General features: G+C 65.2%; 18 protein-coding genes and 1 tRNA gene. 4 read left to right on the top strand and 15 right to left on the bottom strand.

Annotation, left to right across the window (positions count from 1 at the left end; translation table 11 throughout):
- Window positions 1-123: 123 nt before the first annotated feature.
- From lysA to argH, 3 genes are all read right to left on the bottom strand, one after another.
- Window positions 124-1389, bottom strand: coding sequence for a diaminopimelate decarboxylase (lysA, locus tag FNL56_RS04455; RefSeq protein ID WP_143581797.1), 1266 nt, complete (start codon window positions 1387-1389; stop codon window positions 124-126).
- Window positions 1390-1394: 5 nt separating this feature from the next.
- Window positions 1395-1676, bottom strand: a complete 282-nt coding sequence (lptM, locus tag FNL56_RS04450) for an LPS translocon maturation chaperone LptM (RefSeq protein WP_246661503.1) — start codon at window positions 1674-1676, stop codon at window positions 1395-1397.
- 181 nt (window positions 1677-1857) lie between these two features.
- Window positions 1858-3258, bottom strand: a complete 1401-nt coding sequence (gene argH, locus FNL56_RS04445) for an argininosuccinate lyase (protein WP_143571776.1) — start codon at window positions 3256-3258, stop codon at window positions 1858-1860.
- Window positions 3259-3368: 110 nt separating this feature from the next.
- On the opposite strand from argH, the gene tlpA reads away from it, so the two are divergent.
- Together tlpA and FNL56_RS04435 are read left to right on the top strand one after the other, a co-directional pair.
- Entirely contained in the window at window positions 3369-4040 is a 672-nt protein-coding gene (gene tlpA, locus FNL56_RS04440; RefSeq protein ID WP_441351291.1) for a thiol:disulfide interchange protein TlpA, read from the top strand.
- Between the two features lie 191 nt (window positions 4041-4231).
- Window positions 4232-4591 carry a DUF1428 domain-containing protein gene (locus FNL56_RS04435; RefSeq protein WP_143571774.1) on the top strand — a complete coding sequence of 120 codons (360 nt, stop codon included), beginning with the start codon at window positions 4232-4234 and terminating at the stop codon, window positions 4589-4591.
- Between the two features lie 3 nt (window positions 4592-4594).
- Here FNL56_RS04435 and FNL56_RS04430 read toward each other — a convergent pair whose 3' ends face one another.
- The 9 genes from FNL56_RS04430 to FNL56_RS04385 all read right to left on the bottom strand — a co-directional run bounded on the left by FNL56_RS04430 (window position 4595) and on the right by FNL56_RS04385 (window position 14743).
- Window positions 4595-4789, bottom strand: coding sequence for a hypothetical protein (locus tag FNL56_RS04430; RefSeq protein ID WP_143581796.1), 195 nt, complete (start codon window positions 4787-4789; stop codon window positions 4595-4597).
- 323 nt (window positions 4790-5112) lie between these two features.
- Window positions 5113-5802, bottom strand: coding sequence for a response regulator (locus FNL56_RS04425; protein ID WP_143571772.1), 690 nt, complete (start codon window positions 5800-5802; stop codon window positions 5113-5115).
- Complete coding sequence (locus tag FNL56_RS04420; protein WP_143571771.1) at window positions 5799-8522, bottom strand: sensor histidine kinase; 2724 nt, start codon at window positions 8520-8522, stop codon at window positions 5799-5801. The genes FNL56_RS04425 and FNL56_RS04420 overlap by 4 nt, the downstream gene beginning before the upstream one ends.
- A gap of 128 nt (window positions 8523-8650) precedes the next feature.
- On the bottom strand, window positions 8651-9256 hold the full coding sequence (locus tag FNL56_RS04410; RefSeq protein WP_143571770.1) for a K(+)-transporting ATPase subunit C: 606 nt from the start codon (window positions 9254-9256) through the stop codon (window positions 8651-8653).
- A gap of 10 nt (window positions 9257-9266) precedes the next feature.
- On the bottom strand, window positions 9267-11330 hold the full coding sequence (gene kdpB / locus FNL56_RS04405) for a potassium-transporting ATPase subunit KdpB (protein WP_143581795.1): 2064 nt from the start codon (window positions 11328-11330) through the stop codon (window positions 9267-9269).
- 13 nt (window positions 11331-11343) lie between these two features.
- Entirely contained in the window at window positions 11344-13047 is a 1704-nt protein-coding gene (gene kdpA / locus FNL56_RS04400; RefSeq protein ID WP_143571768.1) for a potassium-transporting ATPase subunit KdpA, read from the bottom strand.
- Between the two features lie 69 nt (window positions 13048-13116).
- Entirely contained in the window at window positions 13117-13206 is a 90-nt protein-coding gene (locus tag FNL56_RS04395; protein ID WP_143571767.1) for a K(+)-transporting ATPase subunit F, read from the bottom strand.
- Between the two features lie 317 nt (window positions 13207-13523).
- Complete coding sequence (locus tag FNL56_RS04390) at window positions 13524-14483, bottom strand: DUF2778 domain-containing protein (protein WP_143577521.1); 960 nt, start codon at window positions 14481-14483, stop codon at window positions 13524-13526.
- 175 nt (window positions 14484-14658) lie between these two features.
- Window positions 14659-14743 (bottom strand) — tRNA-Leu (locus tag FNL56_RS04385).
- 164 nt (window positions 14744-14907) lie between these two features.
- Here FNL56_RS04385 and FNL56_RS04380 point away from each other — a divergent pair.
- Entirely contained in the window at window positions 14908-15444 is a 537-nt protein-coding gene (locus tag FNL56_RS04380) for a disulfide bond formation protein B (RefSeq protein ID WP_246660854.1), read from the top strand.
- Here FNL56_RS04380 and FNL56_RS04375 read toward each other — a convergent pair.
- Together FNL56_RS04375 and FNL56_RS04370 are read right to left on the bottom strand one after the other, a co-directional pair.
- The gene (locus tag FNL56_RS04375) at window positions 15441-16505 is read right to left on the bottom strand and encodes an AbrB family transcriptional regulator (protein ID WP_143571764.1); all 1065 of its coding nucleotides are present in this window, start codon (window positions 16503-16505) and stop codon (window positions 15441-15443) included. The genes FNL56_RS04380 and FNL56_RS04375 overlap by 4 nt on opposite strands.
- Before the next feature lie 154 nt (window positions 16506-16659).
- Window positions 16660-16959 (bottom strand): PsiF family protein, encoded by a 300-nt coding sequence (locus tag FNL56_RS04370; protein WP_143576015.1) that lies wholly within the window; start codon window positions 16957-16959, stop codon window positions 16660-16662.
- 190 nt (window positions 16960-17149) lie between these two features.
- On the opposite strand from FNL56_RS04370, the gene FNL56_RS04365 reads away from it, so the two are divergent.
- A complete protein-coding gene (locus FNL56_RS04365; protein ID WP_143571763.1) occupies window positions 17150-17635 on the top strand; it encodes a hypothetical protein in 486 nt (161 codons plus the stop codon).
- Between the two features lie 175 nt (window positions 17636-17810).
- On the opposite strand, the gene FNL56_RS04360 is transcribed toward FNL56_RS04365, so the two are convergent.
- Entirely contained in the window at window positions 17811-19142 is a 1332-nt protein-coding gene (locus FNL56_RS04360) for a dicarboxylate/amino acid:cation symporter (protein ID WP_143571762.1), read from the bottom strand.
- Window positions 19143-19148: the final 6 nt, after the last annotated feature.

The following is a 19148-nucleotide window of genomic DNA, read 5'->3' as shown; positions in this document are numbered from 1 at the left end:
GTTAGCTCCCCTCCCCCTTGCGGGGAGGGGTTGGGGGTGGGGGTGCCGCGGGCGACGGCGTCTGTGGCTCCCCCCCTCCCCGACCCTCCCCCGCAAGGGGGGAGGGAGCTACAGCGTTTCAGCTCACAGCCACGGCGCAGGCTTGTCCATCGCGATCAAATCCTCGATCTCGACGCGGGGGCGGACCACGGCATAGTGCTCGCCATTGACCAGCACTTCCGGGATCAGCGCGCGGGTATTGTACGTCCCGGCCTGCACCGCGCCATAGGCGCCGGCGGTCATCACGGCGATCAGGTCGCCGGGCTTCGGCAAGGGCAGGCTGCGGTCGAGCGCCAGATAGTCGCCGGTCTCGCAGACCGGCCCAACGACGTCAGCCACGATCATCGGCGCGCCGGGGGCCGGCTGCACCACCGGCAGGATCTCGTGATAGGCCTCGTACAGCGTCGGGCGGATCAGGTCGTTCATCGCCGCATCGATGATGACGAAATTCTTGCCGTCGCCATGCTTCACATAGATCACGCGCGCGACGAGAATACCGGCATTGCCGACGATCAGCCGGCCCGGCTCGAACATCAGCGTGCAGCCGAGATTATGCGTGACGCGTTTGACCATCGCGGCATAGGCCGCGGGCTCCGGCGGCACCGCGCGGTCTTCATAATACGGAATGCCGAGGCCGCCGCCGAGATCGACGTGGCTGATCGTGTGGCCATCGGCCCGCAACACGCCGACGAAATCGGCGAGCAGCCGGAACGCGGCTTCCATCGGCGCGAGATCGATGATCTGGCTGCCGATATGCATGTCGACGCCGGTGACCTGGATTCCCGGCAGGCTGGCTGCGCGGGCATAGACGGCGCGCGCGCCGCTCAAGGGAATGCCGAACTTGTTCTCGGACTTGCCGGTCGTGATCTTGGCATGGCCGCCGGAATCGACGTCCGGATTGACGCGGATCGAGATGCGGGCAATGCGGCCCATTTCGGAGGCGATCGCCGACAGCAGTTCGAGCTCGGGCTCGGACTCGACGTTGATGCACAGGATGTTTTCGGCGAGTGCGGCGCGAATTTCGTTGGCGGTCTTGCCGACGCCGGAGAACAGGATCTTGTCGGGCGGAATGCCGGCGGCCAGCGCCCGCTTCAATTCGCCACCGGAGACCACATCGGCGCCGGCGCCGAGCTTCGCCAGTGTGCGCAACACGGACTGGTTGGAATTGGCCTTCATCGCGTAGCAGACCACCGACTTCACGTCGCTGAAGGCTTCGCTGAACACGCGAAAATGCCGCTCCAGCGTGGCGGTCGAATAGCAATAGAACGGCGTGCCGACGGCCTCCGCCATCGCGGCCACATCGACGCCCTCGGCGTGAAGCACGCCGTCGCGATAGTCGAAATGTCGCATGGCGCCTAATCCAGCAGCGGATCGAGGACGAACGCGCGCTTGCGGCCGCGCGCGGCCGATGGCTGCGAATCGTCGCCGCTCGACGTCGAGAACAGCGCCGTACCCTTGCCGGCCGCCGAATTGGCGTCGGGATTGATCGTGGGCTCGGACGAAGCACTCGGCTGCAAATTACCCTGCGGCGGCAGGTCGAGCCCGCCCTTGCGGCCGCAGCCGGCCAGCGCCAGCGCGGAGACGGTCAAAACAAGCAGGGCCCAGCGCCTGGAGGCGGGGCGGGTCGAACAATTCACGGCAAAATCCCCAAATGCGCGGGCACCATACAAAGATTGGGCGGCTGTGGCGAGAGGTCCCGTCGTCCCCGCGAAAGCGGGGACCCATAACCTCAGGCGCCGTAACTAAAATACCGCAGCTTCCGTGTCCTTATTGAGGAGACGGAGGCTATGGGTCCCCGCTTTCGCGGGGACGACACGCCTATTTCTTTTCTTTTTCCAGACGCTTGGACCACGCCTTGGCCTGCGCCAGGACGTTTTTCGGCGCGGTGCCGCCGTAGCTGACGCGGCTTTTCACCGAGGATTCCACCGACAGCACCACTAGCGCCGCCGCCGTGATCTTCGGCTCCACGGCCTGCATGTCCTTCAATGGCAGCTCATGCAGCGCCACGCCGGCCTTGGTGGCCAGGCCGACGATCCTGCCGGTGACGTGATGGGCGTCGCGAAAGGGCATTTTCAGGGTGCGGACCAGCCAGTCGGCCAGATCGGTTGCGGTGGCATAGCCCTCGCCGGCAGCGGCGTGCATCTTCGCCTCGTTCGGCACGAGGTCGCGGACCATGCCGGTCATCGCGCGGATCGCCAGCGACAGCGCCGAAAACGCCTCCATGGCGCCCTGCTTGTCCTCCTGCATGTCCTTTTGATAGGCCAGCGGCAGGCCCTTCATCACGATCAGGAGCCCGGTCAGCGCGCCGATCACCCGGCCGGTCTTGGCGCGGACCAGTTCGGCGGCGTCCGGATTGCGCTTCTGCGGCATGATCGAGGAGCCGGTGGTGAATTTGTCCGAGAGCCGCACCAGACCGACCAGCGGCGAGGTCCAGATCACGATTTCCTCGGCGAAGCGCGACAAATGCACGGCGGCGATCGACGCGGCCGACAGCGTTTCCAGCACGAAATCGCGGTCCGACACCGCATCCAGCGAATTGTTCATCGGCCGGTCGAAGCCCAGCGCACGGGCGGTGGCGTGGCGGTCGATCGGGAACGAGGTCCCGGCGAGCGCCGCAGCCCCCAGCGGGCTTTCATTGAGCCGCTTGCGGGCGTCGGCAAAACGGCCGCGGTCGCGCGCAGCCATTTCCACATAGGCCATCAGATGGTGGCCGAAAGTCACCGGCTGCGCGGTCTGCAGGTGCGTAAAACCGGGCATCACGGTGCCGGCATGCTCCAGCGCGCGATCGACCAGCGCCCGCTGGAACGCGGCAAAGGCCTCGTCCAGCACATCCAGCGTATCGCGGACGAACAGCCGGAAGTCGGTCGCGACCTGGTCGTTGCGCGAGCGCGCGGTATGCAGCCGGCCCGATGCCGGGCCGATCAGCTCGCCGAGCCGGCTCTCGACATTCATGTGAATGTCCTCGAGCGCGCGCTTGAAGGTAAACGAGCCCTTGGTGATCTCTGACAGGATCGTGTCTAGACCGCCGGCGATTTGTTTCGCATCCTTGGCGGTAATAATGCCCTGGGCGGCGAGCATGGCGGCATGCGCCTTGGACGCCGCGATATCCTGGGCGTAGAGGGCGCGATCGACATCGATGGAGACGTTGATCTCCTCCATGATCGCGTCGGGGTTCTCGCCGAACAGGCCGCCCCACATCTTGTTGCTCGTGCCTGCCATGCTGTATTCCCGACCTGCTTCGTGTGACCGGCCGCGCGGACGATGCGCTGTTGCCGGTCGCCTCCTATATGCCTCTGCATAGCCGTATCTGACACCGGATGACAAACGATATGCCCGACGTCACGCCCTCCCCCGCCCGGCCGATGCGCCGCCGTGCTCTCGTGCTCGGCGCAGTCGTGGTCGGCGCCATCGCGGGCTATGCCGGGGTTTCCTACCTGAGCGACCGCGCGCCCTCCGGCGATCCCTCGTGCCAGCCGGCCGTGGCGCTATCCAAGAGACTGGCGCCGCTGGCGCGCGGCGAGGTCGCCGCCCTGACGATGGCCACGGCGCCGCTGAAGCTGCCGGATCTGGCCTTTGTCGACGGCGAGGGCCAGCCGAAAAAACTCTCCGACTGGCGCGGCAAGACCGTGCTGGTGAATTTGTGGGCGACCTGGTGCGTGCCGTGCCGCAAGGAAATGCCGGCGCTGGACGAATTGCAGGGCAAGCTCGGCGGCGCCGATTTCGAGGTGGTGGCGATCAACATCGACACCCGCGATCCGCAGAAACCGAAGGCCTTCCTGAAGGACGGCAATTTGACGAAGCTCGGCTATTTCGCCGACGCCAATGCCAAAGTGTTCCAGGACCTCAAGGCCGTCGGCCGCGCGCTGGGGATGCCGACCTCGGTGCTGGTCGATGCCAAGGGCTGCGAAATCGCCACCATCGCCGGCCCCGCCGAATGGGCCAGCGAGGACGCGCTGAAACTGGTCCGGGCTGCCGTGAAGCCCGCTGCGGCGGGGATGTAGGCGCCTATCCGTCGCGACGCGGCCAGGTGGCCGCTCCCCGGGATGAGGGAGATTGTGGCGTTGCGCCACATCTGCAGGGAGAGACCGACATTCCCAGTATCGCGCACCGTTGTCGGAAACGGAAAGGCTCACACGTCTTCGGGTGAAGCCCGGCGCCGTGCGCCGCTGCTCGTGTCAGGAAGGAGTTCGATATGCCCTATGTCGATGGCTTCATCGTGCCGGTGCCGAAAGATCAGCTCGGCGCCTATCGCAAGCTGGCGCGCGTGGCCTGCAAGGTGTGGATGGAACACGGCGCGCTGGATTATCAGGAATGCGTTGCCGACGATGTGGCGGTCGGCAAGGTCACGTCGTTCCCGCGCAGCGTGAAGCTGAAGCCGGACGAGATCGTGATCTTCTCCTACATCGTCTACCCGTCACGCAAGGCGCGCGACCGGACCATGGCCAAGGTGATAAAAGACCCACGCCTGGCCGAGATGATGGATCCCAAGGCGATGCCGTTCGACGGCAAACGGATGATCTTCGGCGGTTTCAAGCAGATCGTGAGTGCATAGTAATCAGGCGGCGATATCGACCTGGCCGCCGACGCTGGCCGCGAGATTGGCCTGCGAGGACTGCTGGGCGGCGCCGAGAAGCGTCAGTACCGTGGATTTCTCCATGTCGGCGTTCGACTTCATGATCGTCGCGCCGATCTGCGACTGCGTCTTGCCCGCCTGCAAGGCGAGCGCACTGGCAACCAGGGCCATATCCATATCGTATACTCCGTACTGCCGATGAATATAGAAGGGCAACCGTTAACGAATGTTTCCGGACCATCTTCAAAGTCACCGGCCCCACCCGCCGGCCATCTGCCTTTCGCGCGCCGCAAACCGAGGCGCTTGTTGATGTCATTGAGATCGAAGGTGGCGATCTTCATGACTTTCAGAGACACTTAAAGACCGCTGAAAAAGAAAGAGCCGCGCGGGCGTTACACCGCGCGGCCTCTTTTGCGACTGCCGGGTGCGCCGGTTCCGTCTGCCGCACTAACAATGCCGGACCCTGTGAAATGTTCCGGTGCCGGTCAGACGGGCATCTGTCAGTCCGCAGTCCGGAAGCGATAACCTATTCCGGTTTCGGTCAGCACGAAGCTCGGCCGCTCCGGATCGGGCTCGATCTTCTGGCGCAACTGCCGAACGTAGACGCGCAGATATTGCGCGTCGGTGACTTCGTCCCATAATTCCTTCAGCAGGAAGCGATGCGTCAGCACCTTGCCGGCGTGCTGCACCAGCACGCGCAGCAAATCATATTCCTTCGGCGACAGCTTGACGTCGCGGTCGCCAATCTTCACCAGGCGGCGCACCAGATCGACCGTCAACTCCCCGGCCCTGAACACTGGCCGCTCGCCCTGCACCTGCAACTGGTGGCGCAATGCTGCGCGCAGCCGCGCCAGCAACTCGTCCATGCCGAACGGCTTGGTCAGATAGTCGTCGGCGCCGAGATCGAGCGCCTGCACCTTGCCGGCCTCGTCGCCGCGGCTCGACAGCACCACGATCGGCACGTGGTCGTTACGGGCGCGGATCATGCGCAGCAAATCATGGCCCTGGATGTCCGGCAGGCCGAGATCGAGGATGATCAGCGCCGGATCCTCCGCCAGTCTCTCCAGCGCGATCTTGCCGTTGGAGGCTTCGAGGATGTCGTAGCCCTGCGAGCCCAGCCCCATGCGCAGCAATTTTCGGATCGGCGGCTCGTCGTCGATGACGAGAACCTTGATGGCGGCGGCATTCATGCGGCGGTATCCAGGGCTTCGCGGGCTGGCGGGATCGGCAGGCGGATGGTCAATACCGCGCCGGAGCGGTCGGTGCGGTTGGCGGCCTCGATGGTGCCGTGCATGGCTTCGACGAAGCCACGCGCGATGACGAGGCCAAGCCCGGTGCCGGGCGGCACGTGGTCGCCCTTCTGCGCGCGATAGAATTTGCCGAACACGCTTTCCAGATCGCCATGCGGAATGCCGGCGCCTTGGTCGATAATTTCCAGCGCGACGCTGTCCCGGTCGCGCCGCGCCCGGATCGTGATCGCGGTATCTGCCGGCGCATATTTGGCGGCGTTGTCCAACAGGTTGAACAGCACCTGCTCGAACAGCACCGCATCGAGCCGCAGCATCGGCAGGGCCGGCGCGAGATCGAGGGTCACGGAATGCCGCGTCAAAATCTTGGCGGCGCGGCGCAGCACGCTGCCGATGATGTCGCCGAGATCCAGCAGCGAGGTCTGAGGGGCGACCGCGCCGGATTCCAGCCGCGTCATGTCGAGCAGATTGGCGATGAAACGGTTCAACCGCTCGGATTCGTCGATCACGGTGGTGAGCAAGTCGATCCTTTCAGCCTCGCTGAGGTTCGGAGCGAGATCGCGTAGCGTGCTGGCGGCACCGAGTACCGAGGCAAGCGGTGTCTTCAGGTCATGCGAGATTGACGTCAAAAGCGCCGCCCGCAGGCGATCTGATTCCACGTTGCGCTGAGCCCGGTCCATGTCCTCGACCAGTTGCACGCGCTCGATCGCCAGAGCGCCCTGATCGACCAGTGCGTCCAGAAGCCGTCGCTGATCCGGCGTCAGCAGCGGCCCGGTGCGGTCGTCGTCGATACCGATCACGCCGATGGGGCCGCGCCCGGTACGCATCGGCAGGAACAGACGCTTCGCGCCGGGCAGCGTATCGGAGCCGCGGCCGGCGGGGCGATCATTGTTCCAGGCCCAGTTGGCGGCGGCGAGATCGGCGCTGTCGAGTTCGTCTTCCGGCGGATAGCCGGCCTTGACGGCAATGACGCCCTGCTCCGGCAGCAGCAGCACGACGCGCACTTTCAACATCAAAGCGATCTGGTAGGCGGTGGCCCAGAGCACGTCGTCCAGCTTGGCGGTGCCGGCCAGCTTGCGGCTGAAAGCGTACAGCGATTCCGTGGTGCGGACGCGACCGAATGCCGAGACGGCCTGGGTGCGCACCCTTGCGGCGACATTGGACACCAGGATGGCGATCAGCATGAAGAAGAAGAACGCCGCGATATTGGTCGGGTCGGTGATGGTGAACGTATAGACCGGCGGCAGAAAGAAGAAATTGTAGCACAGCGACGCCACCACGCTCGCGACCATCGACGGCCACAGCCCGTAGCGCACGGCGACGCCAACCACCGCGGTGAGGAATACGAGATCGACATTCTCGATGCCGACCAGCGGCTGCAGCAGCCGGGCGACACCGAGCGACAGCGCCACGATCGCCAGCGCCGCCAGATAGGGTTTGACGTCGAACGGCTCGACGCGCTGCGCCGCCTGCACGGTTTTCTTCGCCAAAGGCTCGGCATTGAGCGCCTCGCCGGCGATGACATGAACGCTGATATTTCCGGAGCGGCGCACGAGGTCGTGCACCACCGAACCGTGCAGCAATTCGAAGGCCAGGGAGCGCGACGCCTTGCCGACCACGATCTGGGTGACGTTGTTGGCGCGCGCATAGCCCAACAGGTCGTCGGCGATTCGCCGCCCGGCGCCGGGAATCGTCAGGGCCTCGCCGCCCAGCGCCTCCGCCAGCCGCAGCGTGTCGGCCAGCCGGTCGCGCTGCTCTTCGGTGAGTTGCAGGCTGCGCCTTGTTTCGATCGCCACCGCGGTCCATGGCGCATGCAGCCGGTCGGCCAGGCGCTTGGCGGTCCGCACCAGGCCGGCCGAGCGCGGATCCTCGCTGATGCCGACCAGAATACGCTCGCCGGCGGCCCAGGGACCGGAGATGGCATTGGCCTGCATATGGGTGAGCAATTGCTCATCGACCCGCTCGGCGGTGCGGCGCAACGCCAGCTCGCGCAACGCGGTGAGATTGCCCGGCGAGAAATAATGCTCCAGCGCACGCTCGGCCTGTTTAGGCACGTACACCTTGCCCTCGCGCAGCCGCTGGATCAGATCGTCCGGCGTGAGGTCGATCAGCTCGATGGCATCGGCACCGTCGAACACCGAATCCGGCACGGTCTCGCGCACCCTGACATGGGTAATCTGGGCGATGACGTCGTTCAGGCTCTCGATGTGCTGGATGTTGACGGCGGTGTAGACGTCGATGCCGTGACTCAGGAGTTCGGCGACATCGAGATAGCGCTTCGGGTGCCGGCTGCCCGGCGCGTTGGTATGGGCGAGTTCATCGACCAGCGCGATGGCGGGCCGCCGTGCGATGATCGCATCGAGGTCCATCTCCTCGAGGGTCTGACCCTTGTGGTCGAAGCGGCGGCGCGGGATGACTTCCAGCCCGGCGAGCAGCGCTTCGGTCTCCGCCCGCTTGTGCGTCTCGACCACGCCAACCACGACATCGACGCCGGCCTTGCGCCTGGCGTGGGCGCTTTGCAGCATCTCAAAGGTCTTGCCGACGCCGGGTGCAGCGCCGACAAAGATCTTCAGCCGGCCCGCGCGGTCGTCCTCGCGCCGCGCCGCTTCGAGAAGCGCGTCCGGCGAGGGGCGTTGATCGGGGTCGCGGTGCTGATTTGCCATACGGCAATATAGTCTCCGCTCGGGCTGCAGCCTAGATCGATGCTTCAGCCATAGGGTGGGCGAAGCGAAGTGTGCCCACCGTTAGAGATGGTGGGCACGGCGCAGACGCGCCTTTGCCCACCCTACGATTACTTCGCTGCCGCTGCATCCAGCGCCAGATTGAGCGCCAGCACATTGACGCGCGGCTCACCCAGCAGGCCAATGAAGCGCCGCTGGGTGTTTTCCGTCACCAGTTGGCGGACCCGGTCCTCGGGCAGCTTGCGCGCGCGGGCTACGCGCAGAACCTGGAACAACGCCCCTTCCGGCGAGATGTCGGGGTCGAGGCCGCTGCCGGAGGTGGTCACCAGATCGATCGGCACCGGCATGGCGGGGTTCTCCGCCTTCAGCTTCGCCACATCTTCCTTGATGCGGTCATTGAGCGCCTGGCTGGTCGGGCCGAGATTCGAGCCCATCGAATTGATCGCATTGTAGGGCTGTGGCGCGGTCTTAGTGGCGTCCTTGGGGTCGGGCCCGGTGGTCGCCGAGGGGCGACCGTGGAAATACTCGTCGGTGGTGAATTCCTGGCCGATCAGCGTGGAGCCGACGACCCGGCCGTCGCGCTCGATCAGGCTGCCTTCGGCCTGTTTCGGGAAGATGACACATGACACCGCGGTCATGCCGAGGGGATAGATCACGCCGGTGATGACGGTCAGGCCAAGCAGCACGACGATGGCGGGACGAAGTTCTTTCAACATGACTTTCTCCTCAGACCAGATGCAAAGCGGTGACCGCGAGGTCGATCGCCTTGATGCCGATGAACGGGACGATGATGCCGCCGAGGCCATAGATCAGCAGGTTGCGGCCGAGCAGCGCGCCGGCGCCGATCGGGCGGTAGGCGACGCCGCGCAGCGCCAGCGGAATCAGCGCGATGATGATGATCGCGTTGAAGATGATCGCCGACAGGATCGCACTCTGCGGGCTGTGCAACCGCATGATGTTGAGCGCGTCGAGCTGCGGGTAGAACGCCAGGAAGATCGCCGGGATGATGGCGAAGTACTTGGCGACGTCGTTGGCGATCGAGAACGTCGTCAGTGCACCGCGCGTCATCAGGAGCTGCTTGCCGATCTCGACGATCTCGATCAGCTTGGTCGGGTTCGAGTCGAGGTCGACCATGTTGCCGGCCTCGCGCGCGGCTTGCGTGCCGGTGTTCATGGCGACGCCGACATCGGCCTGCGCCAGCGCAGGGGCGTCGTTGGTGCCGTCGCCGCACATCGCCACCAGCTTGCCCTTGGCCTGCTCGTCGCGAATGAGCTGCAGCTTGTCCTCCGGGGTCGCCTGCGCCAGGAAGTCGTCGACGCCGGCCTCGGCGGCGATCGCCGCCGCGGTCATCGGGTTGTCGCCGGTGATCATCACGGTGCGGATGCCCATCGTGCGCAGCTCGGCGAAGCGTTCGCGGATGCCGCCCTTGACGATGTCCTTCAGGTGGACGACGCCGAGCAGCTTGCCATCACGGGCGACTGCCAGCGGCGTGCCGCCGGCTTTCGAAATCTCGTCCGCAATCGCCTGGATCTCGCGCGAACTATCTGTGGCGCCGCCGACATAGGTCAGGATCGAATCCACCGCGCCCTTGCGCACCGACGAGCCCGACGCATCGACGCCGCTCATGCGTGTCTGCGCCGTGAACGGCACGAAGGTGGCGCCGAGCTCGGCCATGTCGCGGCCACGGATGTTGTACTTCTCCTTGGCGAGCACGACGATGGAGCGGCCTTCCGGGGTCTCGTCGGCCAATGATGCGAGCTGCGCGGCATCGGCCAGCTCCTGTTCGGTGACGCCGCGCACGGGGCGGAACGCGGTGGCCTGGCGATTGCCCAGCGTGATGGTGCCGGTCTTGTCGAGCAGCAGCGTGTCGACGTCGCCGGCGGCTTCCACCGCGCGGCCGGACATCGCGAGCACGTTGAAGCGCACCAGCCGGTCCATGCCGGCGATGCCGATCGCCGACAGCAGCGCGCCGATCGTGGTCGGGATCAGCGTCACGAACAAAGCGACCAGCACGACCACCGAGATCGAGCCGCCGGCGTAAGCCGCGTAGCTCGGGATCGTCACGGTGGCGAACACGAAGATGATGGTGAGGCCGATCAGCAGAATATTCAGCGCGATCTCGTTCGGCGTCTTCTGCCGCGCAGCACCTTCCACCAGCGCGATCATGCGGTCGATGAAGGTCGAGCCCTGCGCCGCGGTGATTCGGACGCGGATCCAGTCCGACAGGACCTGCGTGCCGCCGGTGACGGCGGAACGGTCGCCGCCGGATTCGCGGATCACGGGGGCAGACTCGCCGGTGATGGCTGCCTCGTTGACCGAGGCGACGCCTTCGATCACTTCGCCGTCGGACGGGATGTTGTCGCCGGCTTCCACCAGCACGACATCGCCGACCTTCAGGCTGGTACCCGAGACCATGCGGTAGCTCCGGTCACCGGCGTTGCCGGTCATCAGCTTGGCCTGGCTTTCGGTGCGGGTCTTCTTCAGCGATTCCGCCTGCGCCTTGCCGCGGCCTTCGGCAACCGCTTCGGCGAAATTGGCGAACAGCACCGTGAACCACAGCCACAGGATGATCTGGAACGCGAAGCCCAGATCCTCCCCGCCGGTGAACAGGTTCTTGATGAAGATCACCGTGGTCAGCGCGGCGACGACCTCGACGACGAACATCACCGGGTTCTTGATCATCAGGCGCGGATCGAGCTTGCGCATCGCCGAGCCGATGGCGGGCCCAACGATCTTGGCATCGAGCATGGCCGAGACCGGCACCCGCTTCTGCAGTTTCAACGTTTCCATGGCAGGTCTCCGATCAGAACAAAGTATGGGCGGTCATCGCGAGATGCTCGACGATCGGCCCGAGCGCGAGCGCCGGGAAGAAGGTGAGACCGCCGATGATCAGGATGACGCCGACCACCAGGCCGATGAACAGGCCGCCGGTGGTCGGCAGGGTGCCCGCCGACGCCGGGATCGATTTCTTCGCCGCCAATGACCCCGCCAGCGCCATCGCCGGCACGATCATGAAGAAGCGGCCGACGAACATCGAAGAGGCCAGCGTCAGATTGTAGAAGAAGGTGTTGCCGGTCAGACCGCCGAACGCCGAACCATTGTTGCCGGTCGCCGATGTGAAGGCATACAGCACCTCGGTAAAGCCGTGCGGGCCGGCATTGGCCATCGACGTAACCGCGGAAGGCAGCACCACAGCGACCGCGGTCCAGCCGAGATACATCAGCGGCAGCACCAGGATCGCGAGCATCGCCATCTTCACTTCGCGCTGCTCGATCTTCTTGCCGACATATTCCGGCGTGCGGCCGACCATCAGGCCTGCGACAAAGATCGCCAGCACGACGAACAGCAGCATGCCGTAGAGACCCGCGCCGACGCCGCCGATGATGATCTCGCCGAGCTGCATGTTGATCAGCGGGATCATGCCGCCGATCGCGGTGAAGGAATCATGCATCGCATTGACTGCGCCGCACGACGCCGCCGTGGTGACGACCGCAAACAGGCTGGAGGCTATGATGCCGAAGCGCAGCTCCTTGCCTTCCATGTTGCCGCCGGTGAGGCCGAGATCGGCCAGGCCGGTGGTGCCGGAGGCTTCGGCGCCGTAAGTGATCGCGACGCCGGCGAAGAACAGCACACCCATCACGCCGAGGATCGCCCAGCCCTGCTTCTCGTTGCCGACCATGCGGCCGAACACGTTGGTCAAAGCGGCGCCGAGCGCGAAGATCGAGATCATCTGGATGAAATTCGACAGTGCGGTCGGGTTCTCGAACGGATGCGCCGCATTGGCATTGAAGAAGCCGCCGCCATTGGTGCCGAGCATCTTGATCGCGACCTGCGACGCCACGGGGCCTACCGCGATGGTCTGCTTCGCGCCTTCCAGCGTGGTCGCATCGACATAGGCGCCGAGCGTCTGCGGGATGCCCTGCCAGACCAGGAACAGCGCATAGACGATGCAGATCGGCAGCAGCACATAGAGCGTGCAGCGGGTCACGTCGATCCAGAAATTGCCGATCGTCTTCATCGACGAGCGCGAGAAGCCGCGGATCATGGCGATGGCCAGCGCGATGCCGGTCGCGGCCGACAGGAAGTTCTGGTGGGTCAGGCCGACCATCTGGGTGAAATAGGACAGCGTGCTTTCGCCGCCGTAGTTCTGCCAGTTGGTATTGGTGACGAACGACATCGCCGTGTTGAACGACAGGTCTTCCGCCACCGCGGCCTGGCCCGCCGGGTTGAACGGCAGCACCGCCTGCAGCCGCATCACGGCGTAGATGATGAGGAAGCCGCCGACATGGAAGAACAGCACGGCGAGGGTGTAGGTCAGCCAGTGCTGCTCGCGCGTCTCATCGACGCCGGCCATCCGGTACAGCCCGTTTTCGACCGGCCGCAGGATCGGCGACAGAAACGTCCGCTCGCCGTTGAAGACGCGGGTCATGTAGCCGCCGAGCGGCTTCACCAGCGCGACGACGACCGCGCCGTATAAAAGAATTTGTATCCAGCCAATCAGGGTCATGGTGGCGAGCTTTCAAAGTTGCGCGTGATCTTTTCCGAAAACCGGGTTCCACTTTTAGGGATCACGCGGTCAAAACCGTTCGGGGCGCAGCAGCGCGTAAGTCAGATAGATGAGCAGTCCGGCAGACACGATGCCGGCGAGCGTGTAATCGAACATCATGATTGCAGCCTCACAGCCGTTCGCAGGCGTAGGCGTAGCCCGCCGATAAAATGAAAAAGCCGAGCCCAAGGGCCAGCATGGCGATGTCCAGCATGGGGAAACTCCTGTCCGCGAGGCGGACGCGGGTCCGCCGTCATGCACGCACAGATGCCGCGGACGGCGTAGGTTTTCGAGATGGTGGATCTGCCGAAGATATAGGAAAGCCATAAAGGCGGGCGGCCCTGAGGCCGCGCAGCTCGCAGCGCGCGAGGGGACCCGACCGCCGGATACGCGGTGCGGCCAATGGTCAGCAACACGCGATTTTTGCTAAAGCCCGGCTATGTCTTCCGGGCCAGCCGGGTCGTATCGTCCCTGATGCTTTTCACCACGACGAGCCGCTTGATGTCGCCGCTGTGGTACGCTTTCAGGAACGCATCATAATCCTTGAACGACACGCAGCCATTCGACTGGCCGTTTGGCCCCAGCAGATAACTGTGAGCCAAGAGCCCGCTTCGACCGAACAGCTCACCCTCTCCCACCGGCTTCATCCGCAACGCCTGGACACCGTGAAACAGCTTCTCCCGAAGGCTGAGCTCGTAGACGTTGGGCGGCGTGGCGCCCCGGTCCCGGACGTGGACGTTGTCAACATCGTCCATCAGGTCGCCGAATCCGGAATGGGCTTCCAGACGGGTGCCATCGGGCATGTGAACAACCCGCGCGGTGATGTCGTAGACCGCGGTCTGCTCGCCATAGGCCGACAGATCGACCGGCTTTTCCTGCCCATTGCCTAGCAGGCCGCCATCGGGATTGATCGATGCCAGTTGCAGGCCGGGCGGCAGCATGGCGAAGACGTTTCGGACGGCGGAGCTGACGTCAAAGCTTCCGCCCGTCATGGGCTGCGCAGCCAGCCGCCCGCCATCGGCGATGGCACCGGCGATCGGCGGTCGGGATCTCGGAATGGGGACTTTGGGACCGGGATCGGGCGCGATGGACGGCGCCTCGGTGGCCGATGGCATCGTCGTGCCGCGCAGTTGCTCGGCAAGCTGGGCTCGTGCCCGGCGCAACCCGGCTTCCCGCTGCTGGTCCAGGACAAGTTCATCGGGGTAGCGAAGCGCGAAAGCGATGCGCTGCGGCGTCGCCTGCGGGGCTACGGCGGGCGTCGGCGTCGACAGCCAGTCAGGGGCCAAAGCGGCGGCGACCGCCGCGACCAGCACGGCGGCGCCGAGGAGCGAAGCCCGCGCCAGCGCGATCGGGCGCTGTCTGCGGCCATAAGCCCTCGTCTGCTGTGCTACATCCATCACGCCGCCAGACCCGCCGATATCCAGCGACAGATTAGGAGAGAATGGTCGTCATCGCAATCTTCCGCAGCGGGGCTGATCCCCGCCTTCCGGATAGGACCGATTGCCTAGCGATCCCGTCGCGGGGCGTCGTGGCGGTCGGGCCGTCGAGCTGTTATGGACAATTGCGGATCGATGGTGCCCCTGGCCGGAATCGAACCAGCACTCCTTGCGGAACTCGATTTTGAGTCGAGCGCGTCTACCAATTCCGCCACAGGGGCCATCGCGCCGTCGCCTGGGCGGGGACGCGAAGCGGGCGGAATATAGCGGGCGCGCCGGGCGGGTCAACCGGCAGATGGCGGCCCATACACCCCAGTGTGATCGCGGCCCGCTCGACAGCCTGTTCCGGGGCAGATACCAGCAGTCGAACCCGGAGAATGCCGCCGTGACCGCCTCCACGACCTTCAAGCCCGTCTCGCCGGGCCATTTCGATCCCGCGCTGCTGGCGGCTGCCGTGGTCGGCCTGATCGCGGCGGCAACGCTGGCCGGCGCGTGGTTCTTTCAACTGGTGCTGGCCATCCAGCCCTGCCCGCTCTGCCTCGAGCAGCGCTACGCCTTCTATCTGCAGCTGCCGCTGGCCGTGCTGCTGGCGATCGCCGCCATCAGACGGGCACCGCGCGCATTGCTGGTCGCGGGCCTTGCGGTGCTGGCGCTGGCGGCGCTCGGCAATGCCGGCCTGGCGGCCTACCACGCCGGCGTCGAATGGCGGTTCTGGCCGGGACCGACCGATTGCTCCGGGCCGGTCGTCAGTCTCGGCAGCGCCGGCAGCCTGCTGGAGCGCCTCAATACCGTGAAGGTGATCCGCTGCGACGAGGTCCAGTTCCGCTTTCTGGGCGTCTCGCTGGCGGGCTACAATGTGCTGATCTCGCTCGCCATGGCGGCGATCGCCGGATGGGGCGCCGCAAAGACCGCGAAAGCCTAGTCGTCGATATCGTCCCGCGCCTTGCCGAACAGGTGCACGATGCCCGGCGTCACGATCGAGACGTAGACAAAGCGCGACAAATGATGCGCGCCGACGAACACCGGATCGATGTGCAGCGTCAGCGCCAGCGCCAGCATCGCGTCCATCGCGCCCGGCGCGAAGGCGACCACGATATCGCTCAGCTTCACATCGGTGGTCAGCGCGATCACCGCGACGAACACCGACGAGATCGCGATCGCGACCCCGAACGACCCCAGCCCCGCCGCCAGATGGCTGAGGATGGTGCGCGGGCTGATCTTGCCGAAGCGCGAGCCGATCAGCGTGCCGATCCCGGTCAAGGCAGCGATATAGGCCCATTGCGGCAGTGCGCCGTGGATCAGGCCGGTGCCATGCAGCACCGATGAGGCCAGCATCGCGCCGAACATCCAGCTCGCCGGAAACCGGATCCAGCGCATGAACAGCGACACGACGACAGCCGCGACGGCGAGCTGCGCCAGCGCCATTGCGGTCGCCGGTTCGCCGCGCGACGGCAGCGGGCCATGGCCCGCAATCCCGGTGGCGGCGAGCAGGAGCGGCACCAAAGCGGTCAGGATCATCACACGGAAGATCTGCACGACAGCGATCCCGGGCACGTCGGCATTGCGCTCGGTGGCCAGCATGATGATCTGCGACAGCGCGCCGGGACTGCCGGCGAGCAGCGCCGACGTGCGGTCCCAGCCGTGAAAGCGTTGCAAATAGAGGCTCGAGCCGAAGGTCGAGCAAAAGGTCGCCACCGCCAGCAGCGCGATTGTCACCGGATAGGCGCTGAGATTCTTCACCATCTCCGGCGACACCATCGATCCCAGCGACAGTCCGAGCGTCATCAGGATCACATGCGCCATCGGCTGCGGCAGCCCAACCGGGCGCCCGGAGACGCCGAACACCGCCACCGCGATCATCGCGCCGGAGATCAACCCGCCCGGCAATTCCGCGAGATAGAACAACGCCGCGCCGACCGTGCCGACCGCGAGGGTTTGCAGCGTGGTGATGTTTTGCGAGAGGGTGGGCAGCGAGAGATTCATGCGCGGGCTCGATTGAACCCGCCTTATGGCAAAGACCGGCGCGCCCTACAAATGCAGCAGGGCGTACGGGCCATGCGCGCGCTTATTCCTTCCCCTCTCCCGCCAACGCTTCTTCGCGGCGCCGTGGGAGAGGGAAAGAACCCGCGCTCGGTTCTCAGCTCTTACCGCCGGTCTTCTTGCAGGCGGAGCGGAATTTGCGGCGCTCCTCGCCGTGCAGCTTCTTGGCGTCGGCCTGCTTGGAGCATTCCAGCGACATTTCGGTGCGCGGCTTGGCCGTCTTGGAGTCCGTCTTGGCATCGGTCTTGGCGTCAGCCTTGGCGGCCGGCGCCATCTTCTCGGCCGGGGTCGACTGGGTCGCGGGGGCGGGCGCCGGCGCCGGCGTCTGCGCGGAAGCCGCGCCGATCAGCATCAAGGACGCGACGGCGGCAATGGCCGCGCGGGAAGCAAATCTCATCATGGGAGCACCTCGGGTTGAAGACAGGCTGAGCGTCGCGCCGCGGCGCTGAATGGCGCGTGAATGGAGGCGCGTGCGGCGCAGCAGCGTAGCGATAATTTTGCGGCGGTGGCGCGGCGACGTTGCCGAATGGCGAGCAGGCGCTACAATACCACCTTCGGATGTCGTTTATCGAGGGGAGTGAACGATCATGAAGACCACTAGCAAACTGCTGTACGCCGTCGCGGCGTCAAGCCTGACAATGCTGACCTTCGGCCCGGCGCAGGCGCTGACCATGCCGGAATGCAGCGCCAAATACAAAGCGGCGCAGAGCGCGGGTACGCTGAACGGCCAGAAGTGGAACGACTTCCGCAAGGCCGAATGCGGCGACGCGGCCAAGCCGGCGGCGGCAGCAACGGCTGCGCCCGCGGCGGCCGAAGCCAAGCCGCCGGAAGCAAAGCCCGCCGCCGCGCCAAAACCGGCAACGCCCGCGCCGGTCGCGACCGGCCCTGCCACCTTCCCCACCGCGATCGATCCGAAATACGCCAAGGAAACGCCAGGCAAGGCGCGGATGCACACTTGTGTCGACATGTACAATGCCAACAAGTCCGGCAGCGGCAATGGCGGCCTGAAATGGATCCAGAAGGGCGGCGGCTATTACAGCGAATGCACCAAGCGGCTGAAGGGCGCGGTGTAAGGGCTCCGGCGGTCGAAAAAAGACGCAGCTGCCCGCGTCCGTCATTGCGAGGTCGGGGAAAGCCTCCGGCTTTCCCCTTAGCGAAGCGACGCGGCAATCCAGAGCCACAAGCTTGGCAAGAACTGGATTGCTTCGTCGCAAGGGCTCCTCGCAATGACGAGGAGAGGTCGGTGCGTCAAGTAGTCAGCGGCCGGCGCTCCATCTCTTCGCCGAAATCGACCGGATGCAGCAGCGCCTTGTGGAGCTGCTCCTTGTCCAGTTCGCCTTCCCAGCGGCTGATCACGATGGTGGCGACGCCGTTGCCGATCAGGTTGGTCACCGCGCGGCACTCGCTCATGAACTTGTCGATGCCGACGATGATGGCCAGCGAGGTGATCGGAATGTCGGGTATGATCGACAGCGTCGCGGCCAGCGTGACGAAGCCCGCGCCGGTGACGCCGGAGGCGCCCTTCGAGGTCAGCATGGCCACCGCCAGCACGGTGGCATATTGCCCGATCGAGAGATGGGTATTGGTCGCCTGCGCCAGAAACAGCGTCGCCAGCGTCATGTAGATGTTGGTGCCGTCGAGATTGAAGCTGTAGCCGGTCGGGATCACCAGACCGACCACCGGCTTCGAGGCGCCCAAGGCCTCCATCTTGGTGATCATGCGCGGCAGCACCGTCTCCGACGACGAAGTGCCGAGCACGATCAGAAGCTCGTCCTTGATGTAGCCGATGAAGCGCAGGATCGAGAAACCGAAGACGCGCGCGATGCCGCCGAGGACCAGCAGCACGAACAACAGCGACGCCAGATAGAAAGTGAAAATCAGGTAGCCGAGATTGACCAGGGCGCCGAGGCCGAACGAGCCGATGGTGAACGCCATCGCGCCGAACGCGCCGATCGGGGCCAATTGCACGATCATGCCGATGATGCGGAAGAACATCTTGCCGGCGAGATCGATGCCGTTGGCGATGGCTTCACCGGGCTTGCCCATATGCGAGATCGCAAAGCCCGAGAGGATCGCGACCAGCAGAACCTGCAGCAGGTCGCCCTTGGCCAGCGAGTCGAAGTAGGAGTTCGGGATGATCGCCAAAAGGTGCGAGACGAAGCTCTCGTCCTTGGCGCGGGTGACGTAGCTCGCCACCGACTTCGGATCGAGCGTCGCCGGATCGATATTGAAGCCGGCGCCGGGCTGCAGGTAATGTCCGACCAGAAGACCGATCAGCAGCGCCACCGTCGACACCGTCTCGAAGTACAATAGCGTCTTGCCGCCGATGCGGCCGACCTTGCGCATGTCGCCGATCGAGGCGATGCCGTGCACCACCGTGCAGAAGATCGCCGGCGCGATCATCATCTTGATCAGCGAGATGAAGCCGTCGCCGAGCGGCTTCAGCGCCTTGCCCGCATCCGGATAGTAATAGCCGAGCGTCACGCCCAGAATGATCGCGATGATCACCTGGATGTACAGGATTCGGTACCAGGGCTGCTTGGGCATGACGGCACTCTTTCGCAAAACGCGTTCGGTCATTCAGGA

Source organism: Tardiphaga sp. vice304 (assembly GCF_007018905.1).
Taxonomy (GTDB): domain Bacteria; phylum Pseudomonadota; class Alphaproteobacteria; order Rhizobiales; family Xanthobacteraceae; genus Tardiphaga.
Note: the sequence above shows the minus strand (reverse complement) of the source record. Positions and strands in the feature narration are given on the sequence as shown.